This is a genomic window from Nocardiopsis synnemataformans (assembly GCF_965343085.1).
GTDB lineage: Bacteria > Actinomycetota > Actinomycetes > Streptosporangiales > Streptosporangiaceae > Nocardiopsis > Nocardiopsis alborubida.
The window spans coordinates 1-19,286 of the sequence record NZ_CBDRFA010000063.1 but is presented as its reverse complement, the minus strand read 5'-3'; the positions used below and the strand labels follow the sequence as shown (position 1 = coordinate 19,286).

The 19,286-nt window shown below is 72.9% G+C and carries 13 protein-coding genes and 1 pseudogene; 11 read left to right on the top strand and 3 right to left on the bottom strand.

Annotation, left to right across the window (positions count from 1 at the left end):
* Nucleotides 1–73: 73 nt before the first annotated feature.
* Together ACSIH6_RS28730 and ACSIH6_RS28725 are read right to left on the bottom strand one after the other, a co-directional pair.
* Nucleotides 74–301, bottom strand: a pseudogene (locus ACSIH6_RS28730) (Imm49 family immunity protein); the annotation flags it as partial.
* Nucleotides 302–337: 36 nt separating this feature from the next.
* On the bottom strand, nt 338–853 hold the full coding sequence (locus ACSIH6_RS28725) for a hypothetical protein (protein ID WP_435111462.1): 516 nt from the start codon (nt 851–853) through the stop codon (nt 338–340).
* 446 nt (nt 854–1,299) lie between these two features.
* Between ACSIH6_RS28725 and ACSIH6_RS28720 the strand changes: the two genes are divergently transcribed.
* From ACSIH6_RS28720 to ACSIH6_RS28695, 6 genes are all read left to right on the top strand, one after another.
* A complete protein-coding gene (locus ACSIH6_RS28720) occupies nt 1,300–1,629 on the top strand; it encodes a hypothetical protein (protein ID WP_435111461.1) in 330 nt (109 codons plus the stop codon).
* A gap of 27 nt (nt 1,630–1,656) precedes the next feature.
* Nucleotides 1,657–1,953, top strand: a complete 297-nt coding sequence (locus tag ACSIH6_RS28715; RefSeq protein ID WP_435111460.1) for a pore-forming ESAT-6 family protein — start codon at nt 1,657–1,659, stop codon at nt 1,951–1,953.
* Between the two features lie 47 nt (nt 1,954–2,000).
* Complete coding sequence (locus ACSIH6_RS28710; protein WP_435111459.1) at nt 2,001–2,978, top strand: TNT domain-containing protein; 978 nt, start codon at nt 2,001–2,003, stop codon at nt 2,976–2,978.
* A 124-nt stretch (nt 2,979–3,102) separates the two neighbouring features.
* Nucleotides 3,103–4,428 carry a type VII secretion integral membrane protein EccD gene (gene eccD, locus ACSIH6_RS28705; RefSeq protein ID WP_435111458.1) on the top strand — a complete coding sequence of 442 codons (1,326 nt, stop codon included), beginning with the start codon at nt 3,103–3,105 and terminating at the stop codon, nt 4,426–4,428.
* 11 nt (nt 4,429–4,439) lie between these two features.
* Nucleotides 4,440–5,375, top strand: a complete 936-nt coding sequence (locus tag ACSIH6_RS28700) for an ATPase (protein WP_435111457.1) — start codon at nt 4,440–4,442, stop codon at nt 5,373–5,375.
* Nucleotides 5,376–6,853: 1,478 nt separating this feature from the next.
* Nucleotides 6,854–7,780 (top strand): hypothetical protein, encoded by a 927-nt coding sequence (locus tag ACSIH6_RS28695; RefSeq protein WP_435111456.1) that lies wholly within the window; start codon nt 6,854–6,856, stop codon nt 7,778–7,780.
* Nucleotides 7,781–8,042: 262 nt separating this feature from the next.
* On the opposite strand, the gene ACSIH6_RS28690 is transcribed toward ACSIH6_RS28695, so the two are convergent.
* A complete protein-coding gene (locus tag ACSIH6_RS28690; protein WP_435111455.1) occupies nt 8,043–8,786 on the bottom strand; it encodes a hypothetical protein in 744 nt (247 codons plus the stop codon).
* Between the two features lie 200 nt (nt 8,787–8,986).
* Between ACSIH6_RS28690 and ACSIH6_RS28685 the strand changes: the two genes are divergently transcribed.
* The 5 genes from ACSIH6_RS28685 to ACSIH6_RS28665 all read left to right on the top strand — a co-directional run bounded on the left by ACSIH6_RS28685 (nt 8,987) and on the right by ACSIH6_RS28665 (nt 19,151).
* Nucleotides 8,987–11,989 (top strand): sigma-70 family RNA polymerase sigma factor, encoded by a 3,003-nt coding sequence (locus ACSIH6_RS28685; protein ID WP_435111454.1) that lies wholly within the window; start codon nt 8,987–8,989, stop codon nt 11,987–11,989.
* A 197-nt stretch (nt 11,990–12,186) separates the two neighbouring features.
* Nucleotides 12,187–13,923: an NYN domain-containing protein gene (locus ACSIH6_RS28680; protein WP_435111483.1), complete on the top strand. Its 1,737-nt coding sequence runs from the start codon at nt 12,187–12,189 to the stop codon at nt 13,921–13,923.
* 37 nt (nt 13,924–13,960) lie between these two features.
* Nucleotides 13,961–14,524 (top strand): hypothetical protein, encoded by a 564-nt coding sequence (locus ACSIH6_RS28675; RefSeq protein ID WP_435111453.1) that lies wholly within the window; start codon nt 13,961–13,963, stop codon nt 14,522–14,524.
* Between the two features lie 784 nt (nt 14,525–15,308).
* The gene (locus ACSIH6_RS28670; protein ID WP_435111452.1) at nt 15,309–17,906 is read left to right on the top strand and encodes a ribonucleoside-diphosphate reductase subunit alpha; all 2,598 of its coding nucleotides are present in this window, start codon (nt 15,309–15,311) and stop codon (nt 17,904–17,906) included.
* A 162-nt stretch (nt 17,907–18,068) separates the two neighbouring features.
* A complete protein-coding gene (locus ACSIH6_RS28665) occupies nt 18,069–19,151 on the top strand; it encodes a ribonucleotide-diphosphate reductase subunit beta (RefSeq protein WP_435111451.1) in 1,083 nt (360 codons plus the stop codon).
* The last annotated feature ends 135 nt before the right edge of the window (nt 19,152–19,286 follow it).

The window sequence follows — 19,286 nt, the reverse complement described above, 5'->3', positions numbered from 1 at the left end:
TCCCGGGGGCGTTCGCGCGGTTCGCTTCCGGGCCCCCGTTTTCCGGGGCGGGTGGGGGCGCTCCCCGTCGGTGTCAGGTGGGGAACTCCCCGACCCAGCCGCCGTCGAGGAGGTGCTTGGGCAGGTAGCCCGACTCCACATCCAGCGTGAACTCGGGATGGCGGTGGCCGCGGTCGTGGTCCCGGCAGGCCGGGGCGAACAGCCCCAGGGGGACGACGCCGTACACGTCCTCGGCGCGTTCGGTGGTGGCGGTGTAGTGCTCGTGGAAGGCGGTGAGCCCCTCGGCGTAGACCTCCCCGGCCTTGGCGGGGTCCTGGGGAACGCTGCCGCCCGCGGGTCACGCGTCGAGCAGGTCGAGCCCCTCGTCGGTCTCGGGCGCCTTCGGGGTGTCGCCGAGGTGCTGGAGCAGGGTTCCGCGGTGGATACCGGCCCCGTCCACGTCGATCGTCCCCGTGGTCGAGAGGGAAAAGCCACCGCCGCGCTCGTACATGCGGACCAGCGGTGCGAAGGGGTCGCTGAGCCGAGGGGGCAGAGGCGCTCCCGCGTCCCGGACCGCCGCCAGGTGCAGCGCCCAGGCGCAGGTCCTGCCCACGGTGGGGAACTGCTGGACGACGTGCGGGTCCTCCAGCACGCCCTTCACGGTCTCCTCGTCCGCGCGCACCCCGGGGGCGACGACCGCCGCGATGTCGTAGAAGGGCCACCCCCTGGTGCCGAGTACGCGGGTCCACACGGCCGAACGACGCAGGTACTCCCGCATGAGGGCCACACGCGACCGGGTGCGGTCGGCGTCGGCGTCGGCGTTCCAGCCGATCGCGCGGATCCTCGCGGCGAGCTCGCTGACCGCTGTGCTCATGGGCGTCCCTTCGATTCCGGTGCGGGCGGGTGCGCGCCCGGCTGCCGCTGATGGTTTCACTGGATCCGCGGCGCGGGAAACCCCGTTTCCCCGAGGAGTGCCCGGCGGGGCGCGGCCGCGTCCGGGTTGGCCGGATACGGCCACGTGCCGACGATGGGAAGGGTGCGGCCGTATCCGGGGCGCCCGCCTCGGAGAACCCGGTGCGGGAGCGGGCAGGGCCGGTTCGCCGGAGGCGTTCGGGCCGTTCACCGGCCGTCGTCCACAGGCGGGGATCGTCCCTGTTCCTCCGTCAGAGGCCACTTGTATGATGCAGATCCTCCCCTATGGGGGGATCCAGTCCTTGCCCGGTCGCGGATCGTCTTCCGAACCACGGGCACTCAGCGTGCGTCATCCCCCACGGGAGGCGAACAGCCTCGCGAGGACCCCCGAGGAAAGCAGGTGAAAAGTTGTCACGTTGGCAGATCGGCGACAGCACCCTGACCACCCTGTCCCAGAGCACCGGTAGCACCGGTGACGAGCTGAGCAGCCTCATCCAGCAACTCGTCCAGGCCGCCGAGCCCCTGGCCGGCAAGTTCGACGGCGCGGGCAAGGCCGCGTTCGACTCCTTCAAGCTGAGGGCCGACGGCATCACCGCGGACCTGCGCGCGGGACTCGGCTCCATCCAGGAGGGCCAGACCGGTATGAACACCGCGTTCGTCACCGGTGACCAGACCATGGCCGACGACGCGAACCAGAGCATGGGCTCGGCCAACTTCGACGCCGCCAAGTTCCGCTGATCCCCTGACCCCCCGTAAGGAGCATCAATGAGCAACAACGCCTACGATCTCGGTGCCTCCCAGGAGGCCCAGGGCAACATCCAGTCGATCACGAACCGCCTCGAGACCCTCATCGGCGAACACGACACCGACGTCAGCCAGGCCATGGCCGACTTCGAGGCCACCGGCGTGTCCGAGGAGTACAGCGCCAAGGAGCTCAAGTGGCACAACGCCGGTAACGAGGTCCGCGAGATCATCCGGCTCGTGCGCGAGACACTGTCCACCAACGACTCCACCGCGCAGGAGACCCTGAGCCGCGCCAACAGCGCGGTCATGAACATCTGACCGGACCCGCGGGACGGATCGCACACGAGAGGCAGTGAGGAGCACGGTTGGCACGCGACTACGACAGTCAGCTGCTGGAGTCCGTCGCCGTGCGCCGACAGCGCCTGCGTGAGGCGGTGCTCTTCGGCGGCCAGCGCACCAGGCGCCGCCTGGACGAGAACTTCGGCAAGGTGGCGATCAGCGCCTGCCTCGCCGCGGTCATCTGCGGCGGCACCGTCGGCTGGTCCTTCGTCAGCAACCAGCTCAGCACCCAGCGGGTGGAGCAGGAACAGCAGGCGTCCGGACCGGCCAACAACGCCGTTCCGCCCATCCCGGGCGACTGGATCGGCGCGCAGGTCACGCTCGACGACCTGCGTGAGGAGCTGGACGCCGCCGGGGTCCCCGGGAGCCTGTACGTGCTCCCGGGCGCCCCCCGTCCCGAGCCCGGGACCCTCGACAGCTACTACCTGCTCAGCCAGGACGCGGAGGGCTACCTGTCCGCCGCGGTCATGGACTTCGACCAGGGCCGCCCCGGCCCCGAGTTCACCACCGAGGACGAGGCGGCCCGCTGGCTCTACCAGGAGCTGGCCACCACCGAGCCCGAGCCGACCGTCCTCACCCAGGTGGAGGAGCAGCAGACCGCCGAGGCCACGGCGGAGCTGGTCACCACGGTGCGTGAGAGTGTGCAGGAGCGCAGCGGCGGTTCCTACCTGCACGGACTCGCGGTCGGCGACGTCGTGGACGCCTTCGGTCAGGAGAGCGGCCGCTACCTGTTCCCCGACGGGACCCCCTTCGGGGAGCGCGGCCTGCCCGACCACGCCCGCACCGGTCCCGACGGCGAGGACCTCTACCACCGCTACCGGGTCATCCACCCCTTCCAGGTGAGCGCGACCAGTGCCCCCGCGAACGGGGAGAACCCCGGCGGCAGCGTCCGCTTCACACTCGACACGGCCGGGTTCACCGAGGTGCCCCCCGTGCCGACGATCCGCTGGCTCATCGGCAACGGCTACCTGGAGCGCATCGCCGTCAGCGACGTGCCCGGCTAGGGACGCCCTTGGAAGCCCCCACGCCGTCCGGCTGGAGAGCACGACCGAATTCCGGGGCCCGGACCCCGGACCCGAGAGCGGTGGCCGGAGCCACCGGCAACGCAGGAGCGAGGATGGGAAGGCAATGACCGCTTGGAGCCGCGTGACCCTCGTCGGCGAGGAGCGCAGGGTCGACGCCGTCCTGCCCGCGAGCGAACCCGTGGGCGCGCTCATGCCCGAGGTGCTCGACCTCCTCGGCGACCAGGTGGAGAACCCAGCCAAACTGCGGCACCTGGTGACCGCCTCCGGGATCGTCCTGGAGGGCGACACCACGCTCGCGGAACGGCAGGTCACCGACGGCGCGGTGCTGCGACTGGTCCGGGCGGAGGAACCGGTGCCCGCCCCGGTGGTGCACGAGGTCCCCGAGGCGGTCTCGATGGCCCTGGACGACCACCAGGGGCGCTGGAACCCGGTGGCGGCCCGCTGGACCGCCACCATCTCGCTGGTCTCCCTCGCGGTGGGCGCGGCCTGGATCGTGCAGGGGTACTTCTCCGGGAACGGCGGCCTCGTCGGGCTGGCCGCGGTCGCCGCCGTGCTGGTGGCGACCGGTGCGTCGATCGGCCCGACCTGGCGGGAGCCCCTGGGTACGGCGCTGGCGATCAGCGGCGCCGCGGTCGGCGGACTGGCCCTGTGGCTGGCCTGCGACCAGCTCGGCTGGCCCGAGTGGGCCCGCTGGGGCGGCGGCGCCGTCCTGGTATCGGGCCTGGTCCTGCTGCTCGGTCTCACCTCCGGCCTGGGCCGGGGCGGCCTGACCGGCGGCGGAGTCGGGCTCGCCCTGGCGGCCGTGTGGTCGGTGGGTGCGGCGCTGGGCCTGCCCACCTACCAGGTCGCCGTCATCATGGCGGTGGCCTGCGTGGTGCTGCTGAGCCTGCTGCTCCGCCTGGCGCTGATGTTCTCCGGACTGGCGGTCCTGGACGACCGGCGCAGCTCCGGGGGCGCGGTGACCCGGAGTGACGTGCTCACCTCGGTGGCGGGCGCCCACCGGAGTCTGGTGATCGCCACGATCGCGGTGGCGGTGGCCGCGGCCACGGCGGGGATCGGCCTGGCTACCCACTTCGACTGGTGGACGGCTGGACTGTCGGTGGTGCTCGCCCTGGTCGTGGCCAGCCGCGCCCGGCTGTTCCCGCTGGTCGCGCAGAAGTCGGTGCTCATCGCCGCGAGCCTCGTGGTGCTGGTGGCCTTCCTCCTCGCCTGGGCCGAGGCCGTGCCCTGGGGGGTGTGGCCCGCGCTGGGGATCACGGTCGCGGTGGCGGCCGTTCCCGCGGTGGTGCTGTCGATCGAGCAGCCCGAGCACGTGCGGGCGCGGCTGCGCGGTGTCACCAGCAGGTTCGAGGCGGTCGCCGTCGTCGTGCTGGTGCCCCTGGCGATCGGCGCGTTCGGCACCTTCCAGCGCCTCCTCACGACCTTCTGAGCGGGGGGACGATGAACGCCTCACAGACGCAGGCCCAGGCCCAGGCCCCGACCGGGGCCTCCCCGGCCGCCTCCGGGACACGGCCGGTGTCCGGCGACCGCTGGGTGCGCCGCGTCGGCCGGGCCGTGCTGCGCCCGTTCCGGGCGGTGGACGAGGTGGCCGACACCATCGGGCTGGGGAGGCGGTTGCAGCGCCCCACCTCGACCGGGCGCCGGATCGTCGTGGACGACCTGGGATCGGGTGCCGACGCGTCGGTGGTGACCGCCCTGGTCGCCCGCTCGCTGGCGCACTTCCGCCACGACCGGGTGCTGACGGTGGACGCCACCGGCCGGGCTCCGTCGCTGGCCGAGCGGCTGGGCCTGGACGAGCCCGGCGACCTGGACGGGGTGGACCCCACCGGTTTCGAGTCGGTGCGCGCCAGTCTCGGCGAGGTCAACGAGCACCTGTGGACGGTACGGGCCGCTCCGGACGGGGCCGGGGCCTACATGTCCGGGCTGCTGCCGATCTCGCGGTTCTTCGGGGTGACCCTCGTGGCCGGGGAGTCGGGCGGTGCGTTCGTGGAGGCCGTCGGTGAGGCCGCCCACGCACGCGTGCGCGTGGTCCGCGCGACCCGGGAGGCCGCGCTCCGGGTCGGGCGCGAGCTGGACCTGCTGGTCGCGGACGGCAGACAGGACGAGGCGCGGCGGACCGTGGTGGTCGTCTTCGACGAGCGGCGGCGCGAGGACCCGGGGTTCGACGTGGCCCGCACGACCAGGATCATCGCCGAGAGCGGCGCGGGCGTCATCGTCCTGCCGCACGACCGGCACCTGGCGCAGGGCACGGTCGTACGCCCCAGGTTCATCGGTGAGGCCACCCACCGGACCGTCCAGCTGGTGGCCGCCGAGGCCCTGGACCGTTCGGTGGACGCCGCCGGGCCGGGCCGGGCCCGTGTCGAAGGAGGGGAGTAGCCATGGAGCAGCGACCCGACCCGGAACGGGAGGCTCCTTCCGGGGAGCAGGAGGCCCGGGAGGAGCGCGACGACCGGGGGAACCCGGTCGCGCCGCCGGACGCCGGGAAACCGACCGGCTGGCGGCCGGGGGCTCCCGCGCACGGGGGGCCCGCTCAGGGAGGCCAGCACCAGGCGCCGTGGGGCGAACCGGGACGGTACGCCGGGCCGGTGCACGGCCAGCCCGCTCCGTCCGGCGGCCACGACGCCCGGCAGTGGGGGAGCAACGCGGCACCGAGTGGCCCTCACCCCGCTGCCGGTCAGGGTTTTCCGGGCGGGGGCGCTGCCCCGAGCGGGCCGCAGGGGCCCGCCACCGGTCAGGACGCCGCGCGGTGGACGGGCCCGGGGCGTGGCGCGCCGTCCGGCGGCCAGCAGCCCTTCCCGCACACGCCGTACCCGGGCCAGGGAACGGCGCACCCGTACGACCAGCAGGGGGGCGACAACGCGGCGCCGAGCGGGCCACGGGCCTCCTCTGGCGGTCAGCGGCCCTATGGTCCGCAAGTGGCTCCCAGTGGGCCGCAACCCGCCGCTGGCCAGGGCTTTCCGAGCGGTCCTCAGTATGCGTACGGCCAGCAGGGCGGGCCCGGCGGCCCTCACCCCGCGGCAGGTCAGGGCCTTCCGGGCGGGGGCGCCAGCGGTCCGCAGCCAGCCCCGTCCGGCGGCTGGTTCTCCGACGTTCCCGGACACGGTCAGGGCACCCCGCCCGGCGGTGCGTCGGGCCATCCGCGACAGGGAGCGCTTCCTCCGACGCCCTACGCAGTCGAGGCGCCGAGGCCGCACGAGCCCACCGGTCCCAACCAGGCGCCCTGGGCGGGCCACTCGGGGCCGCAACGACCCCCCACACCGCCCGGCGGAACGGCGACGCCGCGCACCTTCGCGCAGGACTCGGTAGCCGAGGCCTTCCTGTCGGGGACGCCCATGCCCGCCCCGCCGTCCCAGCAGCCTCCGGCGTCCCACCAACAGCCCAAGCAGCCTCAGCGACCCCAGCAGTACGGCCCTCCGCAGAGTCCGCCGGAACAGCGGACATCGTGGCAGCAGCCACCACAGCCACCACAGCCACCACAGCCACCACAGCCACCACAGCCACCGCGGCAGCCGGAGCAGCAGGCGCCATGGCAGCCGCGGCCGGACCCGGCCGTGCCTGTGGACCGGAACGCGTCGGCCGCGCCTCCCGCCGCGCCACCGGCGCCTCCCGCGAACCCGTCGCCCGGGCCGGAGCCGTCGCGCGACCAGGGGCCGCCCGACAGGCGGGAGCAGCCGGGCGGGCAGGAAGCGCCGCGGGACCCGGGCACGCCTTCCGTGTCCCAGCCCCGGGAGGAGGTCCCTCCCGCCCGCGCCTGGTTCGGTACGCCTCCTTCCTCCGAGGCGTCGCGTCCGCCGGTGCCTCCCGGCGCAACCCGCGAGCCCCGGCAGGTCGGTCCGCCGCGCCCGGCGGATCCCGTGACCGTCAACCCCGGAGGCGAGGAGGACTCACCGGACCCAGATGCGGAGGAGACGGACGTCTTCCTGGTCATGGGTGCCGACCGGCGTGCCCGCAGGACGCGGGACGAGGACCAGGAGACCCCGCAGAGCTCAGAGGCCACGGACACCTCTGACACCCCGGAGAGCTCAACGGCCCTGGACGCGCTGGAGCCTTCGCAGGAACACGGCTCCCCTCCGTACCAGGGTGCTTCCCTGTTCGCACCCGAGACGGAGGCGACGGAACCCGGCGGTCGGGAGGAGGGGACCGATGCCTCCCCGAAGGCCTCCGCCCCCGTGCGTCCCGACACGTCCGTGCCGGACTCCGGGACGGGAGAGGCCCTTCCCGGGGACTCCGGTCCCGCTGGCCCCTCCCAGCCCATCGGCGCTCCCCCCGAGGCGGGCACCGCCGTCAGAGGACCCGCGCCGCAGGAGACCGGCCCCGCGGAGGCCGCCGAGCGTTCCGGTCCGGGCGCCGGACAGGCGTCCGCTTCTCCAGGAGCCCAGGATCCCGAGCAGGATGCTCCGTACCCCGCGTACGGCGACCGGCCGCTGGCGTCCACCGGGTTCCCGGACATCCCGGCCGCGCCCTACGCGAGTGGGGGCCAGCCGGAACCGGACCGGGGAGTGCTGCGCGCCGAGGGCCGCCTGGACCTCCCGACCCCGTACGCTCCGGCCCCGTACGCTCCGACCTCGGTCCTCCCGCCCTCGGAGGCCCCGGCGCAGGACTCCTCGGCACAGGACCCCCCGGTGCGGGGGATCGAGTCCTGGATCGACGCCGTGGACGACGGGCGCACCCCGGTCCAGGGCGGATACGAGCAGAGGATCGCCGAGGTGAGGAGCGTCCCGGCCTCCTCCTGGCGCCGAGCGGTCTTCGCGGTGACCGGGGGACGCCTCAACCTGGGATGAACCCGTGGTCGGGTGACGGCATGGGGAGGCGCGCCCGCCTCCCCATGCGGACGCGCCTCCGGGGACGCCGTACGGCATCCCCCATCCACCGGTCCGGTTCCCGGGCCGCCCTTCCAAGGGCCAGAAAACCCGGAAACCCGGTCCGGCGGGCGCCGACCGTCCGGGCTCGTCCCCTCGGCGAAACACCGGTCCGGTCGGCTCGGCCGTCCCGCGCCGGGCCGCTCAGGCCGGGGCCTCGCGGCGCGGGGACGGCGTCCTCAGGTCATCGCCTCTCCTCCAGCCCCCCGATCAGGGACATCGCCTCCCCGTGGCTGGCGGGCAGGGGTACCGTCCACACGGCCGCTCCGTGCTCCCAGCAGGTCCCCCGGCGCAGCGCGTCCAGTTCGCGGTCCAGGTCCGCGGACTCGGGGGCCACCACCGCGATCCGCCCCCGGGCCAGCAGGCACACCGACTCCCCGCGCGTGAAGAACCTGCGCAGTTCGTAGCCGAGCACGATCAGTCGCGCGGTGCGCCGCCACGGGTCGATCCCCGGGTCCAGCGCCACGACCACGAGCCGGTGCCCCGAGGCGGGCGGCACTCCGTCGCCGGTGTGCCGGTACAGCTCGCCGAGCCGGGTCCTCAGGTACTCCGCGGTGGCCAGGCCGGTCAGCGGGTCCTGGCAGGTCTTCCACCCGCGTCCCGCGTCCGCCCACCCCTCGGCCAGCGCCCGGACCAGGACGGGCGGCGGGTTCCGCCACCCCGCCACCGACGTGAACACCGCCAGGTCGTCCAGGCTCTGCCCGATCCCCACCCCCGAGCGCGCCCTCGCCCCGCCCAGGAGGCCGCAGGGTCCGGCCAGGTCGTCCCCCGAGGCGAAGGCCCCGCACACCGCGTCCACGGCGGGCGTCCACCAGCTCTCGGGCGGATCCCACCCCGCCTCCCGGCTCCGTCGGCCCCACGGCGCGCGCAGTTCCCGGGAACGGGCCGCACGGTCCCGCGTTCCGGTCCTCACCTCGGCATCTCCCATGGCGCTGCTCCCGTCCGTCGGTCCTCCCGGGGAGGCGGGCCCGCGTCCGCTCGGCGCGTTCCGTCCTCCCTCACCCCTGATTACGGAGATCGGTGGCGGCTGTGACGCGAATGCGGGATATTTTTCGAGCACGTGTCCTCCAGCGCCGGACCGGGGCTCCGTCCCGGACCGCGGCGCACACTCCCCAGAAAGGACGCCGGGTGAACGACGTCCCCGACGATCACACAGAGACTCTGGTCGGTGACGGTGAGTTGATTCAGTGGGTGCGGGGCGGTGACACCGGCGCCTACGCCACCCTCTACGAACGCCACGCGGCGGCGGCGCGGGGACTGGCCCGGCAGCTGCTGCGCGGCGAGGCGGAGGTGGAGGACGCCGTCGCCGAGGCGTTCACCCGCGTGCTCAGCGTCATCCGGCGCGGCGGAGGGCCGCGGGACTCCTTCCGTCCCTACCTGCTCACCGCCGTTCGCAACGCCGCCTACGACCGGGGACGCGGGGAGAGGCGCCAGGTCGTCACCGACGACATGGAGAGCCTCGACCCCGGCCAGCCCTTCGTCGACCCCGCGCTGGAGGGGCTGGAGCGCTCCCTCATCGCCCGGGCCTTCCTCTCGCTCCCCGAACGCTGGCAGTCGGTGCTCTGGCACACCGAGATCGAGGGGGCCAAACCGGCCGAGGTCGCGGACGTGCTCGGGATGAAGCCGAACGGCGTCGCCGCCCTCGCCTACCGGGCGAGGGAGGGCCTGCGGCAGGCCTACCTCCAGATGCACCTGGCGGGCGGGAACGCCGCCGAGGCCTGCCGCCCGACCCTCGGCCTGCTCGGCGCCCACGTCAGGGAGGGGCTGTCCCGGCGCGACACCGCCAAGGTCGACCGGCACATGGACGGCTGCGCGGACTGCCGCGAGGTCTACGCCGAACTGACGGACGTCAACGTCGGACTGCGCGGTGTCGTCCTGCCGCTGGTGGCGGGCGCGGGGGCGGCGGGCTACCTCTCCGCCACCCCCGCCGGGACCGCCGGGAGCGCCTGGTGGGGAAGGATGTCGCGCCGCCAGCAGCAGGTGGCGGCCGGAAGCACGGCGGCGGCCGGTGTGGCGGTCGCGGTCGCCCTGGCCCTGACCAGCGCACCGGAACCGCTTCCCGGCGAGCGGCCGCCCCCGGTGGCGGCACCGTGGGAGCAGCCTCAGGCGCCGCCCGCTCCGGACGCGCCCCAACCCACTCCGGACGCGCCCCAACCCGCCCCGGTCGCGCCACAGCCAGCTCCCCCCGCGAACGACCGGCCGCGCCCGGACGCGGACGAGCGGTCCGAGCCCGCCGAGCCGGTCACGGCGGTGCCGCCCGCCGACGTACCGGAGGAGGAGGTGGCGCCGCAGGAGCCCGAACCGAGGTTCGCCGTGGGGATCGACCCGGTCGGCTCCCTGCTCCCGGGCAGTGACGGGATCATGGTCATGGACGTCCGCAACATCGGCGGCGGCGCGGCCGAGGAGGTCGTCGCCCTGCTCACCCTGCCCCCGGGCGTGGAGATGGTCTCCTCCGGCGGCGCGGGCAACGCCGTCCCCACGGCGGTGGGGCACGGTGACTGGAGCTGTTCCGCGGGCAGCGGGGGCGGCCGCTGTGCGCACCCGGGGATGGCGGCGGGGGAGGACGGCACCCAGTTCATCGACGTGCGCGTGGCCCCGGACGCCGAGGTCGGCGTTCCGGCGACGGTGTCGGTGTCCTCCGCGGGCGTGACCGCCGAGGCGACGGGGGAGCGGGGTGTGAGCGCGGAGGGCGTCACGGCCCGCTACGCCACCGCGGGCCGGGTACGCGCGGAGAGCGTCGGCAACGCGCTGATGACCTGCGTCGAACCGGAGCGGAGGGACCGCTGGCCGTGGCCGTGGTGGGACTGGCCGTACGCCCCGGACGTCCCCGACCCGCGACCGCCAGGCCCCGAGACCGCGCCGCGCACGGAGCCCTCCCCCGCTCCGGAGGCCCCCGCGTCCCCGAGCCCGGAGCCGCCGGACTCCGAAGCGACCACGGAGGGGGACGCGGAGGAGAGCGTGGAGGAGGGTGTGGTCCCTGGTCAGAAAGAGGGCGAAGGGGCTCCTGCCGGGACGGTGGGTGCGCCGGACAACAATGCGCCCACGGAAACGGTGCGTGACCCGTCCTCGGGAGGCGTCGCGGGCCACGGTGGCCCCGTCCCGGTGACGGCGACCCACGGTGATCCCGGCCAGGGCTCCGGGTTCCACGACGCCTCCGCGTTCGGGAGCGTCCCCGAATTCCACGGAACGCCCGAAATATCCGGAGTGTCTGAGGCGTACGGTGCCCTTGGCCCCCACCAGGTTCCCGAACCTCACGGCACCCCCGAACCCCGCAGTCCCTCTGAACCCCGCAGTGCTCCCGAGGCACAGGACCAGCCGCAGGACGGTCCCTGCGCCCAGGCCAGACTGCGCCAGGGGCCGCGCCTGGACAACGACCACTGGACGATGGCCCCGCTGGACGCCGACGACGACCCCTCCACCACCTCCTCCAGCTCCGCGACCTGGGAACTCCCCGAGGGCGGCAGGGTGCGCTGGGCGGGGCTCTACCTCTCCGGGACCGGAACCCCCGACGCCCCCTCCGCCCGGGTCCGGGGCCCGGGGATGACGGACTACCGCACCGTCGAGGTCACGGACAGCCGTGTCGCCGAGCTGCCCGGCTACCCCGCCTACCAGGCGTTCGCCGAGGTCACCGACCTGGTGCGGGCCCAGGGCGGCGGCCAGTGGTGGGTCGGCGACGCCCCCGTGCGCGAGGGCCGCGGCCACTACGCGGGCTGGAGCCTCGTGGTCGTACTGGAGGATCCACAGGTGGGCACCCGCAACCAGGTGATGGTCCTCGACGACACCCGGGTCTCCTTCCACGGCGGCGGGGGCGACCCCTTCGCGGTGTCGGGCCTGCTGCCCGCCGCCGTACCCGCCCGGATCGACGTGGTGGCCTGGGAGGGCGACCCCGACCTGGGCGGGGACCGGGTGACCGTGGACGGGACGGCGGCGGCGCCGGTCGGCGGCCACGGGCGGGTGGACAACGCCTTCACCGGCTCGGCCCGCGGCGCGGTGGGCGACCCGCTCGCGTTCGGCACCGACGTGGTCCGATTCGACTCAGTACTTGGCCGAGAAACGGACATCCGAATCCTGACGGAACAGGACGCCGTGATGGTGGGGGCCGTGGTCCTGACGGCCCCCATGCGTAGTTGAGGCAGGGGCTTCCACCCGCCCCGTCCGGGCCCGTCCGGTCGCTGCGGAGCCCTTGACCCCACCGGAAAACCGCCTGTGTGTAGCAGGTCCATAACTCTGTGTATTCACAGTGGACACGCAAAACCAGACAGACTTGGCTAGGCTGTGGCCCGGTCATGGACATGGCCCAGAGACAACAGGGAAGGGGGTCGGTGCCAGTGGACCGCTGCGCGTTGTTCGTTGACGCGGGGTACCTTCTCGCGGACGGCGCGATGGCAGTGCACGGAACCCGCAACCGGGACTCCGTCTCCTGGGACTACACCGGTCTGGTCCAGTTCCTCAACGAGGTCGCGCGGGACCGCACCGGTCTGCCGCTCCTGCGCTGCTACTGGTACGAGGCCGTCGCCGACGACCGGCGGACCCAGGAGCAGGACGGCATCGCCGACATCCCCGGTATCAAGTTCCGCGGCGCGCGGATAAGGCCCGGCCGTCGCGAGGGCGTGGAGAGCTACGTCCAGCGCGACCTCACCACGCTGGCCCGTACCGGCGTCCTGTGCGACGCCGTCCTGGTCAGCGGGGACGAGGACATGGCGTCGGTCGTCGCGGACGTACAGGACATGGGTGTGCGCGTCACCGTCGTGCACGTCTCCGTCGAGGGCAACTGGACCATCTCCCGGGCCCTGCGCCGCGAGTGCGACGACCTCATCGAGATCGGCGCGGGCCACCTGCGCCCGCACGTCAACCTGCTCTCCAGCGGCGGATCCGCCCAGGAGACCGCGGCCAAGACCACCACGCCGTTCGCCAACGGCCGCTCCCGCTCGGCGCCCGAGACCCCGAGGCAGCCCGTCGCGACGGCGCAGCCCGGCGGCAACCGGGTGGAGTCGGCCTCCTCCTCCGCTGTGGGCCTGGAGGCGATGTTCGCCGGGACCGGTGGACAGCCCACCCCCCAGGGCAGTGCCATGGACCAGCTGCGCGCCATGCGCAGGTCCCTCGCCCAGCAGCGCGGCGGCGGCGACCACCTGGCCGGGCCGGGCACGGACAACCAGCAGTCCGGCGCGATCGACGCCAACGGCTTCCCCTCCGGCGGCCAGATCCCACCGAACGTAGGCGGCAACGGCGCCTATCCGGGCGCCTCGATGACCGGGGGGCACCCGGCGCCGGGCGGCCAGGGGGGCTACCCCGTCACCGGGGGGCACCAGTCCCTGCGCGGGGCCGACCAGACGGGCTACGGGCTGCCGGCGAGACAGGCGCCGCCTCCACAGCAGCACATGACGGGGCCGCAGCAGTCCTTCGCCAGCGGGACCGGACCACAGCAGTCCTTCGCCGGCGGAACCGGGCCGCAGCGCTCGTTCTCCCAGGACGGGCAGTCCCTGCAACCGGGTCAACACGGTCAGCCGGGCCAACACGGCCAGTCGGGGCACGGGCAACCAGGACACGGCCAGCCGGGGCACGCGCCACCGCAGAGGAGCGCACCGCCCCAGGACCCCAGGTTCGGCCCGGGGGACAACCCCGGTTTCGGGGGTGCGAACGACGCAAACCCTACCTATGGGACCAGTACGGAAACTGACACCGCCCAACGCGGTGCGGCGGCCCCCTCCTACGGGGGACCGCGGCCTACTGGTCCCGAACACGACAGCCGGTTCGGCACCGGCGACTACCGGGAACCGCGTCCCAGTCCTGGATATCCCCAGCAGACGCGCCCCGCCACGCATACCGTTGACGAAGCGGTGCATGTTGCGCACAAAGAAGGGAACGACTTCGCGGAGTCGATCGCCCGCGAGGCACCCGCCCTGTGGGTCGAGGCCGTCCTCGCCCGCAGGCCCCGGATGCCCTCCGACCTGGAGGCGCGTCTGCTCCAGGGTTCCTCGCTGCCGATCGACCACCTGTTGCGTGACGAGGTCCGGGACGGACTGCGCCAGGGGTTCTGGCAGGCACTGGAGCGTGCCAGGCCCTGACAGCCTTGCGCGGGGAGTGCGAGTAGGGGATGGGGCGATGCGGTTGACCCACGTGACGACGGCAGAACTCGACCGTTTGGAATTCCACGCCGTCCGGTCCGGTGAGCACGGACGGGTCGCCGCCCAACTCATGGACCTGGCCAACCGGGTCGACGCCGGAAGTGAGATCTCCCGCACGGAGCTGTTCGTGCGCGCGGGGGAGCAGTGGGAGATCGCCCAGGAGTTCGAGCGCGCCTGCTCGGCCTACCAGCGGGCGATCGACGACGGCGGGCCCACGGTGATCGACGCGCGCGCCCTCAGCGCCGGGGCGCTGCTGCAACTGAACGAGGTCGGGCAGGCCTACGCCCACCTCAAACGCCTGGAGGGCGAGGAGCCCCCGGGGCTCCAGACCTACATCCACGTCGCCGAGGCGCTGTACGCGCACGACGACCTGGAGGGCGCCGAACGGTGGGCCACGGTCGGCGCGCACCGCTTCCTCGGCCTGGACGCCTCGCCCTACGTCCACGACCTGTTCCTGGAGCTGCTGCGGATCCGGTTCCGCGTCCGCGTCGACCTGGGCCTGGACGAGGACGCCCTGGACCGTCGGCTCGACGCTGGGTGAGGGCCGCGGCGTGCCTCCCCGCGCCGCGCCCGTCCGCCTTCCGCGGCCCGCGCGGACCGGGGCGAGTGAGGTTTCCGACGTTTCCCCGCCGGAGGCCGCGACACGCCCGGGCCGCCCCCGGCCGAAGCGCTTTTCCGGAGCGCCCGGCGGTCGCGGCCGCACGACCGGGTACGCCAGGTTCCGCGAAGCCGTCCGGCCGCCGTGCGCGGGCGTTGCGGGCCGACTGGGGCGGTGGCACGGGGCGTCCCGGGTACGGGCGGCCCCGGCGACGACCTAGGCTGTGTCGGGTCGCCTCAGGACCGCCCCTGCGGGGTGCTCAGCCCCCGCGCCGACGGGCCCCCGAGAGCCCCTCATACCACGCCTCCGGGGTGTGTTCGACAACCGTCGAAGAACCTGAGAAATCGATGACACGCCATCATCTTGCGGTGTTCCAACGCACCATCCCCTAGATGTAGTATCTCTCCCGCTGGTGGTTCACCCTCCGGGGTGAGGCAGAGGGGACCCGACACGAGCCGGGCCGTCCCCGCAGCGGTGAGTGGAAGAAGAGGCCTTCACAGGCACTGGGAACCCCCGCGGACCCCCGGTGCCATGGTCCCCGCGCACCCGCCACCGGTGATGCACACCTGAGTGTGTGCCGACGACGGGGCTTCGAGAACGAGCCGCCGCGGCCCGCCGGCCAGACGACCGCGCGCACCCAGTGCGCCGGTCCGCCGGAAGCGCCGCGCGACCCTCGCTTCTCGTCCCCTCCCCGCCGGGACTCTTCTATCGAGGTTGGAGCCGCTGTATGACCCTTGACGTCGAGGCCGTGCCCGCATCCGTTCGGTCCAGCAAGGACGGCACCCCCCCCGCCGCCGTCGACCGGATCGAGCACGTCGTAGCCGAGGCCTGTGCGAGGCTCACCGGTGTTTCGGCGGAGAAGGTCCTCACCGAGGCCCGTCGCGGCTTCTACCCCGGCATCTCCGACGCCGAGGTGGAACTCGCCCTGGTCATGGCCGCCCGCAGCTTCGTGGAGGTCGACCCGGACTACTCCTACGTGGCCGCCCGCCTGCTGCTGGACAAGCTGCGCCGCGAGGCCCTCACCTTCATCAGCGGCGTCCCCGACGCCGCCGGCCAGTCCGAGATGGGCGAGCGCTACGCCGCCTACCTCGCCGCCTACGTCGGCCGCGGCATCGACCTCGGCCAGCTCGACCCGGCGCTGGCCAGGTTCGACCTGGCCCGCCTGGGCGCCGCGCTGCGACCCGAGCGCGACGAGCAGTTCACCTTCCTGGGCATCCAGACCCTCTACGACCGCTACTTCCTGCACAGCGACGAGGTGCGCTACGAGCTGCCGCAGGCGTTCTTCATGCGGGTGGCCATGGGTCTGGCCCTCAACGAGGACGACCGCGAGGCCCGCGCCATCGAGTTCTACGAGCTGCTGTCCTCGTTCGACTTCATGGCCTCCACGCCCACCCTGTTCAACTCGGGCACCGTGCGGGCGCAGCTGTCCTCCTGCTTCCTCACCACCGTGGGCGACGACCTCCAGGCCATCTTCCACGGCATCAGCAACAACGCGATGCTGTCCAAGTACTCCGGCGGCCTCGGCAACGACTGGACCCCGGTGCGCGGCCTGGGCTCGCACATTCGCGGCACCAACGGCAAGAGCCAGGGCGTCGTGCCGTTCCTGAAGATCGCCAACGACACCGCCGTCGCGGTCAACCAGGGCGGCAAGCGCAAGGGCGCGGTGTGCGCCTACCTGGAGACCTGGCACATCGACATCGAGGAGTTCCTCGACCTCCGCAAGAACACCGGTGACGAGCGCCGCCGCACCCACGACATGAACACCGCGAACTGGGTTCCGGACCTGTTCATGCAGCGCGTGGAGCAGGGCGGCACCTGGACCCTGTTCTCGCCCGACGAGGTCCCCGACCTGCACGACAAGTACGGCGCCGAGTTCGCCGAGGCCTACGCCCACTACGAGGCCGAGGCCGCTGCGGGCCGGATCAAGGTCTCCAAGACCCTCCCGGCCGTCGACCTGTGGCGGCGCATGCTGACCATGCTGTTCGAGACCGGGCACCCGTGGATCACCTTCAAGGACCCGTCCAACCTGCGCTCGCCGCAGCAGCACGTCGGCGTGGTGCACTCCTCCAACCTGTGCACCGAGATCACCCTGAACACCAGCGCCGACGAGGTCGCGGTCTGCAACCTGGGCTCGGTCAACCTGGCCCAGCACACGGGCCCGGACGGCCTGGACGCTGAGCGCCTGCGCCGCACCGTCCGCACCGCCGTGCGCATGCTCGACAACGTCATCGACGTGAACTTCTACACGATCCCCGAGGCGCGCCGCGCGAACATGCGCCACCGCCCCGTGGGCCTGGGCCTCATGGGCTTCCAGGACGCCCTGTTCAAGCTGCGCACGCCGTTCGCCTCCGAGGGCGCGGTGACCTTCGCCGACGAGAGCATGGAGCTGATCAGCTACTACGCCATCGAGGCCTCCATGGAGCTGGCCGGTGAGCGCGGCTCCTACGAGAGCTTCGAGGGCTCGCTGTGGAGCCAGGGCGTGCTGCCGATCGACTCGCTGCGCCTGCTGGCCGAGTCGCGCGACGGCGACCTGGACATGGACCGGGGCGAGACCCTGGACTGGGACTCGCTGCGCGAGCGCGTCAAGGCCACGGGCATGCGCAACTCCAACGTCATGGCCATCGCCCCGACCGCGACCATCGCCAACATCACCGGCGTGGGCCAGTCGATCGAGCCGGTCTACCGCAACCTGTACGTCAAGTCGAACATGTCCGGCGACTTCACCGTGGTCAACCCCTACCTGGTGCGCGACCTCAAGGCCCGCGGCCTGTGGGACGACGACATGGTCTCCGCGCTGAAGATGCACGACGGCAGCCTCGGCGCCATCGAGCGCGTCCCGGCCGACCTCAAGGCCCTCTACGCCACCGCGTTCGAGGTCGACCCCGAGTGGTTGGTGGACGCCGGTTCGCGCCGCCAGAAGTGGATCGACCAGGCCCAGTCGCTGAACCTGTACATGGCGGCCCCCAGCGGCAGGAAGCTGGACTCGCTGTACCGCCGCGCGTGGCGCTCCGGTCTCAAGACCACCTACTACCTGCGTTCGCAGAGCGCCACCCACGTGGAGAAGAGCACGCTCAAGGGCACCGACGGCCGCCTCAACGCGGTCGCCGCGACCCCCGCCGCCCCGGCCGCCCCGGCGGCCCCGGCCGCGTCGCCCGCGCCGAGCCCGTCCCCGACGCCGAGCCCAGCGCCCAGCCCGAGCCCGGCGCCGAGCCCGTCCCCGAACCCGGGGCCCGCCACCGGCGGCGCGGCCGACGAGGACGAGTTCGAGATCATCGACGGCCAGGCCTGCTCGATCGACGACCCCGAGTGCGAGGCCTGCCAGTAGCACCGCCGTCCCGGCGGCCGCGCACCCCGTGCGGCGGCCGGAGGGCGGGGGCGGCGCGACGCCGCCCCCGCCCTCCGGCGGGCCCCGGGCCGCGGAGGCGTCCGGCACCTCCACCCAGCCACGACCCTTCCGGTACGTCCGGAGAACGGAAGAAACCCCAGCATGACCGCAGTTTCCGAGAACAGCGCGAACGCCACCAGCGGCCTCGGTGAGATCGAGCGCGACGCCGAGCGCGTCAACGTCGACGACAAGGCGATGATCAACGCCCGCGCCGACGTCAATCAGCTGCTCCCGCTCAAGTACACGTGGGCGTGGGAGAAGTACCTCGCGGGCTGCAACAACCACTGGATGCCCACCGAGGTCGCCATGCAGGCTGACATCGCGCTGTGGAAGTCCAGGGACGGGCTGACCGAGGACGAGCGCCTCATGCTCAAGCGCAACCTCGGCTTCTTCGCCACCGCCGAGTCGCTGGTGGCCAACAACATCGTGCTGGCCGTGTACCGGCAGCTCACCAACCCCGAGTGCCGCCAGTACCTGCTGCGCCAGGCCTTCGAGGAGGCGGTGCACACCCACACCTTCCAGTACATCTGCGAGAGCCTCGGCCTGGACGAGGGCGAGCTCTTCAACATGTACCGCGAGGTCCCCTCGATCACCGCCAAGGACGCCTGGGCGCTCAAGTACACGCAGAACCTGGAGGACCCCGAGTTCCGCACGGGCACCCCGGAGGCCGACCAGGCCTTCCTGCGCGACCTCGTGGCCTTCTACGTGATCTTCGAGGGCATGTGGTTCTACACCGGCTTCGCGCAGATCCTGTCGCTGGGCCGCCGCAACAAGATGGTCGGCATCGCCGAGCAGTACCAGTACATCCTGCGCGACGAGTCGATCCACCTGAACTTCGGCATCGACGTGATCAACCAGATCAAGATCGAGAACCCGCACCTGTGGAGCGAGGAGTTCCAGGCCGAGGTCCGGCAGATGCTCACCGAGGCCTGCGAGCTGGAGGTGGCCTACGGCCGCGAGACCATGCCGCGCGGCGTGCTCGGCCTCAACTCGGAGCTGTGCGAGAAGTACATGCACTTCATCACCGACCGCCGCGCCGAGCAGATCGGCCTGGCGCCCATCTTCGGTGAGACGGAGAACCCGTTCCCGTGGATGAGCGAGATGATGGACCTCCAGAAGGAGAAGAACTTCTTCGAGACCCGCGTCATCGAATACCAGACCGGCGGCGGCCTGGACTGGGACTAGATGTTGCTGGTGTGAACCAGGGGGTTTCCTCCGTGATGATCTTGTACCTATAGCGAGGTTGGACGTTCGAGGCGCGCTATAAGTACAAGATCACGCTGGTCAGTGCTGGAGTGGTGAACCCTTTCGGTCACCGCG